General features: G+C 43.6%; 12 protein-coding genes. 5 read left to right on the top strand and 7 right to left on the bottom strand.

Translation table 11 applies throughout. The features are described from left to right. Positions 1–78: 78 nt before the first annotated feature. The 7 genes from H532_RS0110785 to H532_RS0110755 form a co-directional block, all read right to left on the bottom strand. On the bottom strand, positions 79–1,353 hold the full coding sequence (locus tag H532_RS0110785) for a PTS galactitol transporter subunit IIC (protein ID WP_027725493.1): 1,275 nt from the start codon (positions 1,351–1,353) through the stop codon (positions 79–81). A 33-nt stretch (positions 1,354–1,386) separates the two neighbouring features. Beyond that, the gene (locus H532_RS0110780) at positions 1,387–1,662 is read right to left on the bottom strand and encodes a PTS sugar transporter subunit IIB (protein ID WP_038112200.1); all 276 of its coding nucleotides are present in this window, start codon (positions 1,660–1,662) and stop codon (positions 1,387–1,389) included. A 29-nt stretch (positions 1,663–1,691) separates the two neighbouring features. Then, positions 1,692–1,967 (bottom strand): PTS sugar transporter subunit IIB, encoded by a 276-nt coding sequence (locus H532_RS0110775; protein WP_027725491.1) that lies wholly within the window; start codon positions 1,965–1,967, stop codon positions 1,692–1,694. A gap of 21 nt (positions 1,968–1,988) precedes the next feature. Further along, complete coding sequence (locus H532_RS0110770; protein WP_027725490.1) at positions 1,989–2,453, bottom strand: PTS sugar transporter subunit IIA; 465 nt, start codon at positions 2,451–2,453, stop codon at positions 1,989–1,991. 8 nt (positions 2,454–2,461) lie between these two features. Further along, positions 2,462–4,525, bottom strand: a complete 2,064-nt coding sequence (locus H532_RS0110765) for a BglG family transcription antiterminator (RefSeq protein ID WP_027725489.1) — start codon at positions 4,523–4,525, stop codon at positions 2,462–2,464. 404 nt (positions 4,526–4,929) lie between these two features. Beyond that, positions 4,930–6,471 (bottom strand): gluconokinase, encoded by a 1,542-nt coding sequence (gene gntK / locus H532_RS0110760; protein WP_027725488.1) that lies wholly within the window; start codon positions 6,469–6,471, stop codon positions 4,930–4,932. A 554-nt stretch (positions 6,472–7,025) separates the two neighbouring features. Further along, complete coding sequence (locus tag H532_RS0110755) at positions 7,026–7,955, bottom strand: manganese-dependent inorganic pyrophosphatase (RefSeq protein WP_027725487.1); 930 nt, start codon at positions 7,953–7,955, stop codon at positions 7,026–7,028. 183 nt (positions 7,956–8,138) lie between these two features. Between H532_RS0110755 and H532_RS0110750 the strand changes: the two genes are divergently transcribed. The 5 genes from H532_RS0110750 to H532_RS0110730 all read left to right on the top strand — a co-directional run. Further along, entirely contained in the window at positions 8,139–9,077 is a 939-nt protein-coding gene (locus H532_RS0110750; RefSeq protein ID WP_245566453.1) for an LCP family glycopolymer transferase, read from the top strand. 390 nt (positions 9,078–9,467) lie between these two features. Further along, positions 9,468–11,057 (top strand): APC family permease, encoded by a 1,590-nt coding sequence (locus tag H532_RS0110745; RefSeq protein WP_027725485.1) that lies wholly within the window; start codon positions 9,468–9,470, stop codon positions 11,055–11,057. A 209-nt stretch (positions 11,058–11,266) separates the two neighbouring features. Next, positions 11,267–12,040 (top strand): PIG-L deacetylase family protein, encoded by a 774-nt coding sequence (locus tag H532_RS0110740; RefSeq protein WP_027725484.1) that lies wholly within the window; start codon positions 11,267–11,269, stop codon positions 12,038–12,040. A 173-nt stretch (positions 12,041–12,213) separates the two neighbouring features. After that, a complete protein-coding gene (locus H532_RS18585; protein ID WP_051263270.1) occupies positions 12,214–13,038 on the top strand; it encodes an MFS transporter in 825 nt (274 codons plus the stop codon). A 78-nt stretch (positions 13,039–13,116) separates the two neighbouring features. Continuing rightward, positions 13,117–13,378 (top strand): helix-turn-helix domain-containing protein (locus H532_RS0110730; protein WP_027725483.1); only part of this gene is annotated, 262 nt, incomplete at its 3' end.

Below are 13,378 nucleotides of genomic sequence, written 5' to 3'. Positions count from 1 at the left end.
GGATCCTCCTTAATCAAAACATGAAAAATTTAGGGTGTTGCTACCTTGTAAAGAAGGCGGCAACACCATCTTCGTTATTTATTGAAAGAGACTATTTGCAATTTGAGAGAATTTAAGGATAAGCCAGTTGAATAAGTTACCGCCCATATCCAAGCTTGAAATCTGTGTTGCACCTTTTGGCATGTGGAATTGGGCGCCTTGAATCATTTGCGTATGAACCTCCGCGAAGTTCGTAGCCATGTAAAGGGACAATGCGACCATAACAATCCCTGCAATGAGTGAGTGAATGATATTTCCTTTACGTGAACCAACGACGAACGCGATGTAGAAAGGAATCGTCGCCAAGTCACCGAATGGAAGAACCCGGTTACCTGGGAGAATAACGGCTAAGAACAACGTAATGGGAACGAGCAATAACGCAGTAGCCATAACAGCCGGATGGCCTACAGCTAGAGCAGCGTCAAGGCCGATATGAAGCTCACGGCCTTTGAAACGGCTTTGCAGGAAAGTGCGGGCTGATTCCGAAATCGGAATAAGACCTTCCATCAAAATTTTTACCATCCTCGGCATGAGCAACATGACCGCTGCCATAGCGACACCAAGTTTTAAAACGCCGCCGAGATCGTAACCGGCTAATAAACCTATAATTATACCTAGAATAAGTCCCATCATCATCGGTTCCCCGAAGATGCCAAAGCGTTTTTGAATGGTGTCTGGATCAGCGTTTAATTTTTTGATTCCAGGAATCTTGGCGACTAACCAACCTACCAGAATACCGATTGGTGCAAAGGCGGCAGTTGAACCCGTTGGTAGAGAGATGCCTTCAAGACCATAAAATTTTTGTACCATTGGTGCGGTTCTATCAGCGACAAATAAAGTCATAAGTTCGAAAATAATCGCACAAAGGATAGCAAACCACCAACTGCCGGTAACAATGTAACCGGTTGCACCTGCGGATATGAAATGCCAGTAGTTCCAAATATCAATATCAAGTGTTTTGGTGACTTTTAATAAAATCAAAATCAAGTTAAAGATTAAACATACAGGTATCAAAATAGCGGCGACGGGTGATGCCCAAGATAAAGCCGCGGCTCCGGGCCATCCTACATCGATGACTGAAAGATGAAAGCCGAAACGTTGAATCATTTGTTGTGCAGCTGGACCTAAGTTATCAGTGAGTACGCCAATAACAAGGTTTATTCCAACAAAACCAATACCGATCGTAATCCCTGATCGAAAGGCTTTTTTGAAACCTGTTTTAAAAATCAAGCCAATGATGATAATGGCAATTGGCAAAACAACAGTTGGCCCTAAATTAAGGACGTACTGGACAGCATCTAATAGTTTGTTCATGTTTTGCTCCCCCCTAAATTTTGTAAAATCGGGTTATTTAAGGTGATCAATAATTTTTTGATCAAGCGCTTCCATATTAATACCGGTAATATAAGCAGTGACAATGACGGCTGGAATCTTATATTGGGTCGGCAAGATCGTCGTAGAGACGATGAGGTCAGCATCGTCTTGGCGATTAGCGACTTCGGCAATTTTGCATTGAATGACCTCGGCCTCAATGCCATTTTCTTTTAAAAGATTTTCGACACGGTTACAGACGACGGTAGAAGTCGCGATCCCCGCACCACAAGCAACTAATATTTTTTTCATGGTTTTCACTCCCATTTTTTAATAGTTTTTTATTTCAAGTGATCAATAATTTTTTGATCAAGCGCTTCCATATTAATGCCGGTAATATAAGCAGTGGCAATGACGGCTGGAATCTTATATTGGGTCGGCAAGATCGTCGTAGAGACGATGAGGTCGGCATCGTCTTGGCGATTAGCGACTTCGGCAATTTTGCACTGAATGACCTCGGCCTCAATGCCATTTTCTTTTAAAAGATTTTCGACACGGTTACAGACGACGGTAGAAGTCGCAATCCCCGCACCACAGGCAACGAGTACTTTTTTCATGTATTAAAACCTCCTTAATTTTTAGCTTCTATTTTTTTTTAAAATCTCTTGAACTTCTATTGGCGTTTGAGCTTTTAGTAATTGTTCAATTTTACTTTTGTCTTGAATGAGGGTCATGATCTCTTGCAACATCTTTAACTGACTGTGAGGTTCGTTTAGCCCGAGCATTAAAATCATGTTCACCTCGGTTTGTTTTGATTTGTCCTCCATTAGGTGAAACGACACGGGCTTTTCTAGCGTGGCTACAGCAATGAAAGGATTAATGATAAATTCCGGGTCAGTATGCGGTATGGCAACGCTATATTCTCCCATCGAAAGCCCTGTAGGAAAAACCGCTTCACGTTCCTTCAGCTTTTGCAAGTAGTCCTTTTTGACATAACCCCTTTGGTAAGCTTCGATAAAAAGGGTTTCGAATAACTGATCCTGATTGTCAACAGTTAAGTTCACTTTAATTAGGTCTTCTCTAATAAATTCATATAAACTCATCCAAATCTTCACTCCAGACCAGTTCTAGAATAAGCGGCAATCATTTCAACGATCTTGTCCCGGTGTTCGGCTTGTATGATTTTTTGCACATCTTGCTCTGAATCGGATAGTTTCATTAATTGCATCAATGCATGGATGTGTGTTTTCTTGTCTACGGCTGCTATGACAACAATCAGATGGACTTTATGAATTTCTTCAAAAACAAGCCCTTCTTTGATAACTAATAAACTCATCCCAACTCGGTTTACACCATCTTCGGGTGCAGCGTGGGGGATAGCGATGCGGTTTCTTAAGACGACATAAGGCGATAATTCCTTAAATTGGCGCTTCATTGACTCAACGTAATTTTTTGTTATGGCTCCCTCGCGCACAAGCGGTTCGGATGCTATATCAATGGCTTCTTGTAAGTCCTTGACATGATCACGAATCATGATGTGTTCCGGCGTAAGAAAATCTGAAAGCTGATAGGACGCCTTTGCTTTTTCATCAGTCTTTTGCGGTACCCCTGTGACGATGTAATCTTCCAGCGCGCGAACTAGGGCAGTTTTATCTTCCACTTTTGCATATTTTTCAACAATGTTGGCGATATGTTCAGCGCTAATCATTGAGGAATGAAACCCGAAAATCTCTTTCATCACCCTATGGCGGAGAAGCATCTTTTCATAGTCCGTGATAAAACGCTCAACGATAAAAAGACGTTTATCCGTTTGTAATGGAACAGGGGAAAAAACGATATCAAATTCCTTTAGCGACCGTTGAAATTCACGAATGGATAGTGGTTGATAGAAATGAAACTCCGGAAATAGGTCCCTAAGTGTTTGATCCATCAGTTCTGAGATTGAAACACCATTTGGACAAACAACCACTGCTTTTTTCTTCATGTTGATAGTCTCGCCGCTGCTTAATAAATGGCCGCCCAATATAATCGTAAGAAACATTAATTCGCTTTCGGGGATTTCGCAACCAATGTAATCTTCCAGGGGTTTGATTGACTCCTTAAGGATAAATTCCACTGCCTTATATTGATCACTCACTCGATCGATTAAAGCATAATCGGTCGTTAAGTTGTACTTTATCCGATAATAGGCAGATTTCATATGGAGGATGATTCTTTTGATGAGATCCTCTTTCTCCTTTAGCGTGACGCATGCTTTCTTTTCGAACAGATTCAAGCACATCTTTATGGATTCAGCCATTTCCGACATTTTTTTGTCGGTTAAGTGTTCTGAAGAAAATATCTTTGAGGCAAGGAGCTGTAATGTAATAAATAGACGTTCCTCTTTTGGAATGTTTTTGATATCTCGAATAAGAATCTCCGCAGCCACATACTCTTTTGTATCGGAAAGTTCCTCGTAATCGATATGATAAAGGTTTTTGATGACTTTACCTTTTTTAATCCTTCTTAATAAAATGGCAATGACGTAAGGTAAGAGCTCCATTCTTTCATCGATGAAGGTCAGATGCAACCGCTCTTCAATTTCCTCCATTTGCTTTCGAAGTTTAATGATTTCAATTTCCGGTAAATCGATGAGCTTGTGTATGAATGTGCGACCATTGAACATATTTAGGATTGACTGAATGAGGTCAACTAATAGTCGTCTTATATTCCATTCATCACCACCGATGTCATAACCGTTTGACCGTGAATAAACGATTTCCAATTGATAGGCACTTAAAATGCTTTGGATATATTTTAGATCCCTTAAAATAGTATTTTTGCTGACATCTAAAGCAGAGGTAAAATGGACGAGCGATAATTCGCTTTCACTGCTTAGAACCATTAACAAAATTAGGTTAGCTCTTTCTCTTTCGGAAGGTATATAAGTGCTTTGCGCTTTATCAGGTCGCCCGGCATATAGATCGATAAGTATGGAACTAACGATAAATTTTCCGCTGTTTGTCCTTTTGATAGGCGGTAAATGATTTTCTTCGAGCCAGCTGTTTATTTTTTTTAAGCTGTAGCTGACTTGCCTTCTGGTTAAATGAAATTTTTCTTCAATCCGGGCGCTGGAAATATAGGGGTTATTAATAACCTCTTTTAATAAGGCGTTGCTCCTTTCGTCCAAATACATTGTTGCATCCCCCTTGACTTCATTGTAACCGCAAACAACGCATTTAGAATGCGCTTTCATAACCAATTGTTGCACCAAAATTGTTCAACATGGTGATTTAGTACATATAATACCCCGATTTTATCATGCTTCATGTGGAATACTCTTTAAAATTATCACTCAGCTACTGGTTGTTAAGTCTCCCAAAGTTAGAAAGTGATGTGGGTATGCACTGTAGAAAGTACCATGACAAATCTTCATTTATTGAGGAACAAAATGTTGAAGAGGTAACAAGAAAAACGGTTGTGGCAATCCCGACACCTACTTGTGCTTTATTTGTTTATTATAGCATTATTTCCTAATAAGTGGAGGCCGTGGGAAGAACATTCCCACGGCTGCCTTTTATCTTTAAAGTCGTCTTATTCTTAATTGGTCCATTTTTCTTGGAAGGTTGTGATCGGCTCATATTCTTTTTCAAGCGTTCTGGCAATCCGTATATAGATCGGAATCAAATCTTCGTAAATCGCAGCGTTGTCCTTTATCGGTTTATGGGAATGCGTAAAGCCTACCCAATCTGAAACAATGGAAAAATCTTTGATATCCCCGAGCGCATACATGCCGAGAATGACGGCTCCGAGGCAGGAGCTTTCAAAACTTTCCGGGATAATGACTTCCTGGTTAAAAATATCAGCCATCATTTGCCGCCACAGTTCTGATCGGCTGAATCCGCCAGTGGCTTTAATTTGCTTCGGCATGCCGATGATTTCTTGAAGGGTCAGCGTAACCATGTAGAGATTCAGCATGACGCCTTCCATGACCGCGCGGATCAAGTGCTCTTTTTTATGATGCAGCCCCAGCCCGAAAAACGACCCCCGGGCATGAGCATTCCAAAGCGGGGCGCGTTCTCCTGCTAAATAGGGGTGGAAGAGCAGGCCTTCCGCTCCAGGGCGAACACGAGCCGCCATGTCCGATAAAATGTCATAAGGATCCTTGCCAAGCCTTTTGGCAGTGCTCACCACACCGTCAGCGAGCTCATCCCTCGCCCAACGAAAAACGACGCCGCCATTATTAACCGGTCCGCCAATCACCCAATGGTCTTCGGTTAAGGCATAGCAAAAGATGCGTCCTTTCGGATCGGTTGCTGGTTTGGAGGTGACAGTTCGAATCGCTCCGCTTGTCCCAATGGTGACGGCGATAACCCCGGGGCTAATGGCATCGACACCAAGGTTGGACAGCACGCCGTCACTGGCCCCAACGACAAAAGGCGTGTCCTTAGATAAGCCAAGCTGCACCGCTAAATCCTCACGCAGACCGCTTAAAGAAAAGGTTGTGGGAACCGGTTCTGAAAGCTGCTCGGGTTGAATGCCTGCCACAGCCAACGCTTCTTGATCCCAACTTAATGCTTTCAGATTGAAAAGTCCTGTTGCAGAGGCGATGGAATAGTCGACGACGTAGCGGCCGAAGAATTGATAAAAAACGTACTCTTTAATACCAATAAATTTATGAGCCTTTTGAAAAATGTCTGGCTGGTCATGGCGAAGCCACGTGATTTTCGCAAGAGGTGACATCGGGTGGATCGGTGTGCCCGTCCGTCGGTAAATATCCAGTCCATTGAAGTCCCTTTTTATGCGATCGGACCATCCGGCGGCGCGGCTGTCTGCCCAGGTGATGCAGCGGGTCAATGGACGGCCATTAGCATCGACGGCAATGACACTGTGCATCGCCGAACTAAACGCAACCAAGCGAATGGAGTCGGGCAGGACATTGGCCTTTGAAACAACGCCCGAAATGACCTCAAGCACGGCACGAAAAATTTCGTCAGGGTCTTGTTCCGCAATCACGGGTGTCGGACTGTGAAGCGGGTATTCCTTATGGTGTATCGCGAGGACTGACCCCTTTTCATTGAAAAGGACGGCTTTGGTACTTGTCGTCCCGATATCAATTCCTAGGTAAACTTTTTGTGTCATGGATGTTTTATCTCCTTTGTTGTACTAAGGAAGGCAGTAAATAGGATGCGTCATTTTTACAGGGAAAACCGTAGTTCCCGCCATCATTTATTGTCATCGTCACGAAAAGGCGTTTTTCATGGGAGCAAAAGATGGGTGATGTCAGCCATCTTTTAACTGGAAATGCTGTTTGGCATATGTCCATACCCATTGTACAACAAAAACCGCTGCACCGCATATTTCGCACTTAGTACGGTAGCGACTCGAAAACCATTAGTGGCTCGCCATTTGAAAAACGCTTGATCCACTTTGGGGCGAGTTGTGATGCCAGCCCATTAAAAGTCATGACTTGAGGCTTCCTCAGCAAAACGGAGTTGGAGAAATATGGCTATTAGATCCTCTTAAAAACGAAAAGGCTGAACTCAAAGTCATCCTTTGAATCAGCCTTTTTTGAACCAGTCCTATAATTTTTTCATTCCAAACTGTGAAGCATTAGGTTTAAACCGTGAACCTGCTTAATCTGCAACCAACCACGGGTTGGGAATCCTAATGAGTCCCTTGTTTGAGCATGGCGGTCATTCAGTAAATGCTTCTGTAAGCGGCGGCACGATTTGTTTTTTACGAGAAACAACGCCTTTAAGGAGAATCGTGCCGTTTTCCAATTTTCCATTAAACGCTTTTTCCACTTTGCTCGTTTCTTTTCCTAGGGCCAAACCGGTGGAGTCGTTTTGGAGAATATCGGTAATGACGAAGAAAAAGAGATCAAGGCCTTTTTCATCGATGGTCCGATTTATCGCTGCTTCAATATCCGCCCGCCGTTTTAACACATCGTTCACATCGACCGTATTGACTTGAGCAATCATCACTTTGTGTGAACCCATGCCGAATTCTTTGGCATCGAGGGAAATGAGTTCTTCAGCGCTTTTATCATCCAAATTGGCCCCGGCCTTCAGCATGTCCAGCCCGTAGCTTTCAGCATCCACTCCGGCAATTTCGGCCAATTCGCGGGCAGCTTGGACATCCTCTTCCGTGCAAGTTGGGGATTTGAATAAAAGCGAATCCGAAATGATCGCTGACAACATCAAACCGGCAATATTTTTGGGAATGGCTACCCCATTTTCCTTATACAATTTTTTTAATATGGTCGCCGTACAGCCAACCGGCTCTGCCCGATAATATAACGGATCAGCCGTTTCAAAATTTGCAATGCGATGGTGATCAATGACTTCTAAGATTTTTACTTGATCAATATCATCCGCACTTTGCTGGCGTTCATTATGGTCAACCAAAATAACCGCTTTCGCCTCAGCGGCAACGCTCTCAACCAGACGGGGGGCTTCGATTTGGAAGGTTTCCAAAGCAAACCGGGTTTCGCCATTAATGTCTCCAAGGCGAACGGCTTCGACATTTTGCCCCAGTTCTTTTTTTAAATGCGCATAACTGATCGCTGAACAGATCGTATCGGTATCTGGATTTTTATGGCCGAAAATAAGTACTTTATCCATTTTCATCTTCCCTTATGTATAGTTTTTTCTTGGATATAGTATAAATTTTAAGTTTTAAGCTTTCAAGAGGCACGATTTTTCCAACAACCTTTTACCATAGTTTTCTAAAAAACAGGTAGAGATTTGTCGTAAACCATAGTACAATAAAACGAGGGGAGAATATACACTTTGGGGGCAATGTATGTGAAGCATAAAAGAAAATCAAAAGCCAAACGCATCCTATTGATTGTCGGCATCATTTTTGCGATCCTTATCCTTGGTACCGGAGGGTTTGCTTATTACGTTTACCATTCCATTCATAAAACGGCCGACAAGGTGTACAAGCCATTAAAAAATGACAAAAATAAAGATTTGCCGTTAAAAAAACAAACGGCCCCGTCCATTAATATTTTACTTTTGGGCGTTGATGAGCGGCCCCATGATAAAGGCCGTTCGGATACAATGATTGTCGCAACCCTCAATCCTAAGACGCAAAAAATGTTAATGACGAGCATTCCACGTGATACAAGAGTTCAAATTCCGGGGCGCAATGGACATTCGAAAATCAATGCTGCTTATGCCTATGGCAACGAGGAATTAGCCGTTGAAACGGTAGAAAAAATTTTTAACATCGATATCTCTTATTATGTCAAAGTGAATATGGAAGGGCTGAGGGACCTTGTTGACGCTGTCGGCGGGGTAACGGTTAACAATGACATTACATGGGCTGATGAAGGTTTTTACAAAAAAGGTTATGTTTATAAAAAAGGCGAGATTTTCCTTGATGGGCCGAAAGCAATTGGTTATGTGCGCATGCGCCATAAAGACCCTCGTGGCGATTTCGGACGGAATTTAAGGCAGCGCCAAGTCATCGAGGCCGTTCTCGAAAAAGGCATGCATTTGTCGTCTGTTACTAACATGCAGCGTATTTTGAATGTGTTGGGTGATAATGTCTCGACAAACCTTTCGTTCGATGACATGAAGCGGTTGGTCACAGACTATCGAGGTGCGGCTAATCATATTACCGATTATGAAACGAAAGGCACGCCGAAATACATGGACGGAGTAAGCTGGGTCATTGTTGAAGATCAAGAGTTCCAGCATGTCCACGATTTGATTGTCAATTTCGCTAATGAAAAATAAAAATGACAAAAAGACTTGCCGGGTGGCAGGTCTTTTTTGTCAACTTTTCCATTTTATCAAGATTGCATATCAGTTTTAAGAGTTCCGAGCTTGAAAATAATATGCAATTCTGGATTGCGTATCAAATTGCCGGCTGTTGAGGCGAAAAATGATATGCTTTTTTATGTTTATTTTTCAAGAAAAGCATAAAGGGAACTAGATGTTTGACTCGCTGAAAAAGGCTTGGTAAGGCCAAATTTTCTTTAGTTGCGCTGAGTTTTTTTATCTATGATCGACCTTTTTCTTTGTCCCTTTTTCTAAAAACTCAAAAATGCATATTGATTTTGTCAATGATTCATGCGTATAATAGCCTTGTAGAAAGATTTCGAATTATCTAAAAGGAGGAAAAATATGTCAGACCAAGGGAAATTTAAAAAGAAGTTAACGCTTCTTGACCTCACCTTCCTTGGTTGCGGATCGATCATCGGCTCTGGATGGCTATACGGAGCGATGAACGCTGCCAAAATTGCTGGCGTCCTCGCTTGGATTCCGTGGATTATCGGAGCCGTTATCTTTTTGCTCATCGGTCTCGTCTATGCCGAATTAACCTCGGCGTTACCAAGAAGTGGGGGATTCCTGCGTTACCCTGACTACTCACACGGCACACTCGTCGGCTATTTAATTGGCTTTGCGTCGCTCCTTGGTTATACGAGCGTTATTGGTGTCGAAGTTATTGCCGTCCGTGAGTATGCCACTTATTATTGGCCGGCACTTACGAACAGTGATGGTGGGCCGACCGCACTTGGATTTATTGTTCAATCCGCACTTGTTGTTATTTTCTTCTTAATCAATTATTGGAGCGTAAACTTCTTTGGGAAAACGAACACCATTGTGACGTTCTTCAAATTCGTTGTGCCGCTGTTAATTGTCATCATGTTGCTCCTTAATATGGATGTGAGCAATTTCAGCGCAACAGGGGCTGACCCTGGCGGCATTCATGGGGTCTTCCAATCCGTCGTCGCCGCGGGGATTGCTTTCGCTTTCTTAGGCTTCCGGCAATCGGTGGACTTTGCCGCTGAAGCGAGAAATCCGCAGCGCGATACGGCATGGGCAATTATTATTTCTATTTTCCTTTGCCTTGGACTCTATGTTCTGTTGCAATTTGCCTTCTTGGGGGCGGTACCGGGCGATGTCCTCGCCAAAGGTTGGGCGAGCATTAATTGGGAGTCGCCATGGGCAGAACTCGCTAAAACACTCGGTATTATCTGGCTGGCAAACTTGGTTCTCGTGGATGCTGCGATTTCCCCGGCTGCAACCGGTAACATTTTCCTATCCGGTACAGCACGCGTAATGTTTGCTTGGGCGAAAAACGGTTATTTCTACTCCATTTTCGCTAAGGTGGATAAGCGCACCGGCTTGCCGCGTGCTTCTTTGTGGCTCGCATTGATCATGGGTATTGCTTGGACGATTCCGGCAAACTTCCAAACTTGGGCCGGCCTTGTCGGGGCGGTAACAACTGCGTTCGTTCTGACATATATGACTGGTCCGGTTTCAGCAGAAGCCTTAAGAAATCGCGCGCCTGAACTGCCGCGGCCGTTTAAACTGCGTGGCTTGAGATGGATTTCGCCGCTCGCCTTTATTGCTGCAACGTTGTTAATTCTTTGGAGCGGTTGGAGCGTCATCAGCTTGCTGGTTATTCTCCTTGTCGCTTCGCTCGTCTTTTACTTTGCTTTTGTTGATAAAGATGAAACGTTACGCAAGAATCTGAAAGAAGATTTTAAAGCATCCATTTGGTTGTTTGGTTACTATGCCTTCATGTTGATTATGACCTACTTCAGCACATTCGGCCCTGGAAAAGCGATCCCAGGTCCGTGGGACAGCATTCTGACAGGCGTGCTTTCCTTAGTCTTCTATTACTGGGGCGTCCATTCCGCCTTGAAGGTACCGCGCATTACGGAAGACGAAGAGCTGGAGTTGGACATGGATAAACCTGTGGCATAATTCACTGAAAAAACGGGCATGCCTTTAGGGTATGCTCGTTTTTTTGTACTGGTAAGAAAGTCTATCATTTAACAGGCAAGCATAAAGATAACTAAGGCACAGCTTCTTGCCAAGGAGTTGGCAGAGCAGGTTAACTTTATTCCTCACCTGGCCGCGGTATCCTTTGTGATTTTGATAAGAGAAAAAACCGAAAAAAGGAGATTTTTTGCATGGACATTCAGCAACTATTGGGCGTCAAACCGATAAAAGATGTTCGCTCGGTGCTGTGCGTTCAGCCACACCCGGATGATAACGAAGTGGGCATGGGAGGGACCGTAAAATATTTGTCCGAACGCGGGGCGCGGGTTATTTTTGTTACGGTGACGGACGGGCGATATGGGGCATCGGACCCGCGCGTCAGTCCTGAGCGGTTAATCCAAATTCGCCAGAACGAAAAAATGGCCGCCGGAAAACTGCTCGGGGTTCACCATCACTATGACTTAGGGTTTGAGGATAACGGGGACTATTCGGAAAGAGAAGTCACCGAAGCGTTGGTTTCGATTATAAGAGAGGAAAAACCGGAACTGGTTACAACTGTTGATCCTTGGATGCCTTATGAAGCGCATCCCGATCATTATAAAGTGGGACGGGCCGTTGCTGCCAGTGTGCTCGCTTCCGGTAACATTAGTTTTCCAAGCTTAGGTCGACCATATATGGTGCCGCAAGTGGCTTTTTACTCAACCAGCTTTCCCAACGCCTTTGTCGATGTGACCGACTACTGGGAGGTTAAAATGCAAGCGATCCTCGCCCACAAGAGCCAATTCGACCATCCAGAATGGCCCCTGCTCTCGCAATATTTTACCTATCAGGCAGCAAAATGGAAGCAAATGGATCCACAGCAGCCATCAGACTCCACCGAACACCAAAGCCCGCGTTTGGCTGAGGCTTTTAAAGTGCTTTCAACGCGCCAACTCCATTTCTTCCCGGATGCGATAAATAGCTAAGGCAGGACATTTAAGTTTTTTGTTCAATCAAGATGACGATGCCACGTTGGATAGCTATTTAGGTGGTTATTTCAAATGGCTAACCTAAGTAAGGGTTAACGGTGGAGGCTGAAACGTCATGTCTAATGGCGGTCACATTCTGCGCGCTAATTTTTATAAAGTGAGGCCATTTTATGAGTGAACCAAACAAAGGACTCAATGCCATAAAAGAACCGGTTGCCGTTCCTTTGAAAAAGAAACTGGCATATTCCGCGCATACCTTAGGGGTCATTATGCTTTGGCAGGCATTTAACACCGTTGCGGTCTATTTTTATGTCACCGAGTTGAAAGTGCCAGGGGTGCCGATCTCCGTTGTCATGATTATTTATGGCATAGTCAACGCCTTTTTGAATCTCATCGCGGGTTATGTCAGTGACCGCACCCGCACGCGCTTTGGACGGCGCATTCCGTATATTGCTTTATCGGCTTTGCCGTTTTGCCTTTCTTTTTATTTGCTCTTTTCACCACCAGCGATAGGTGAGACCGGACTCCTGATCTATTTTATTATTTTTACGTTTCTTTTCGATCTGTTTTTTACCTTTACAGCACTAAACGCCGGAGCTTTGTACCCTGAAATGTATACGGAAGAACGCGATCGCGCTTTTGTTTCAGCCATCCAGCAGGTATTCAGCATTGTCGGCATGATCGCCGGTGTCGCGTTGTCCAAATCTTTAGGGATGGCGCTTGGTTGGCATACAATGGCTTTTATTTTTGCGGGAATCGGCTTGATTTCCCTCTATACAGCGCTTTACGGTTGTTTTGAAAATCAGGAGCACCAAAGCGAGCCGTTCCGCTTCAAGGAAGCTTTAAAGGCGACTTTTAAAAATCACTTGTTTGTGTTTTATGTTGCTGCAAGCTTTCTGATTCAATTTACGACAACGCTGTTTATGTCCGTTTCATCCTTTTATCACAGCAAAGCCAGAAGACTCCACCCTCAAGCAAAGCTAGGGCGGAGATGAATGGCTTTTTTTGTTTTCAAATGCAAACAAATGTTCTATAATAGAAGTATCAAATACATTGTTAGGAGGTGTTTTGCCATGAAACAATACAAGGCTTTTCGTTTTCGCATTTACCCAAACCAAATGCAAAAAACGTTGATAAGGAAAACCTTTGGTTGCAACCGCTTTGTCTACAACCATTTTTTACATTTGTGGCAAAACACCTACAACCAAACCCAAAAAGGTTTGTCCTACCACCAATGTGCCATCCAATTGCCAAAGTTAAAAAAGCAATACCAATGGCTGAAAGAAGTGGATAGCATTTCTTTGCAATCATCCCTGCGGGATTTGGCCGATGCTT

It is taken from the genome of Tuberibacillus calidus DSM 17572 (assembly GCF_000430685.1).
GTDB classification, from domain to species: Bacteria; Bacillota; Bacilli; order Bacillales; family Sporolactobacillaceae; genus Tuberibacillus; species Tuberibacillus calidus.
The sequence above is the reverse complement of the archived record's forward strand: the minus strand, read 5'-3'. Positions and strand labels throughout refer to the sequence as shown.

Excerpts from the sequence above, each read along its gene's own strand:
- H532_RS0110785 (WP_027725493.1), bottom strand. The coding sequence starts at position 1,353 with ATGAACAAACTATTAGATGCTGTCCAGTACGTCCTTAATTTAGGGCCA.
- H532_RS0110780 (WP_038112200.1), bottom strand. The coding sequence starts at position 1,662 with ATGAAAAAAATATTAGTTGCTTGTGGTGCGGGGATCGCGACTTCTACC.
- H532_RS0110775 (WP_027725491.1), bottom strand. The coding sequence starts at position 1,967 with ATGAAAAAAGTACTCGTTGCCTGTGGTGCGGGGATTGCGACTTCTACC.
- H532_RS0110770 (WP_027725490.1), bottom strand. The coding sequence starts at position 2,453 with ATGAGTTTATATGAATTTATTAGAGAAGACCTAATTAAAGTGAACTTA.
- H532_RS0110765 (WP_027725489.1), bottom strand. The coding sequence starts at position 4,525 with ATGTATTTGGACGAAAGGAGCAACGCCTTATTAAAAGAGGTTATTAAT.
- gntK (WP_027725488.1), bottom strand. The coding sequence starts at position 6,471 with ATGACACAAAAAGTTTACCTAGGAATTGATATCGGGACGACAAGTACC.
- H532_RS0110755 (WP_027725487.1), bottom strand. The coding sequence starts at position 7,955 with ATGGATAAAGTACTTATTTTCGGCCATAAAAATCCAGATACCGATACG.
- H532_RS0110745 (WP_027725485.1), top strand. The coding sequence starts at position 9,468 with ATGTCAGACCAAGGGAAATTTAAAAAGAAGTTAACGCTTCTTGACCTC.
- H532_RS0110740 (WP_027725484.1), top strand. The coding sequence starts at position 11,267 with ATGGACATTCAGCAACTATTGGGCGTCAAACCGATAAAAGATGTTCGC.
- H532_RS18585 (WP_051263270.1), top strand. The coding sequence starts at position 12,214 with ATGAGTGAACCAAACAAAGGACTCAATGCCATAAAAGAACCGGTTGCC.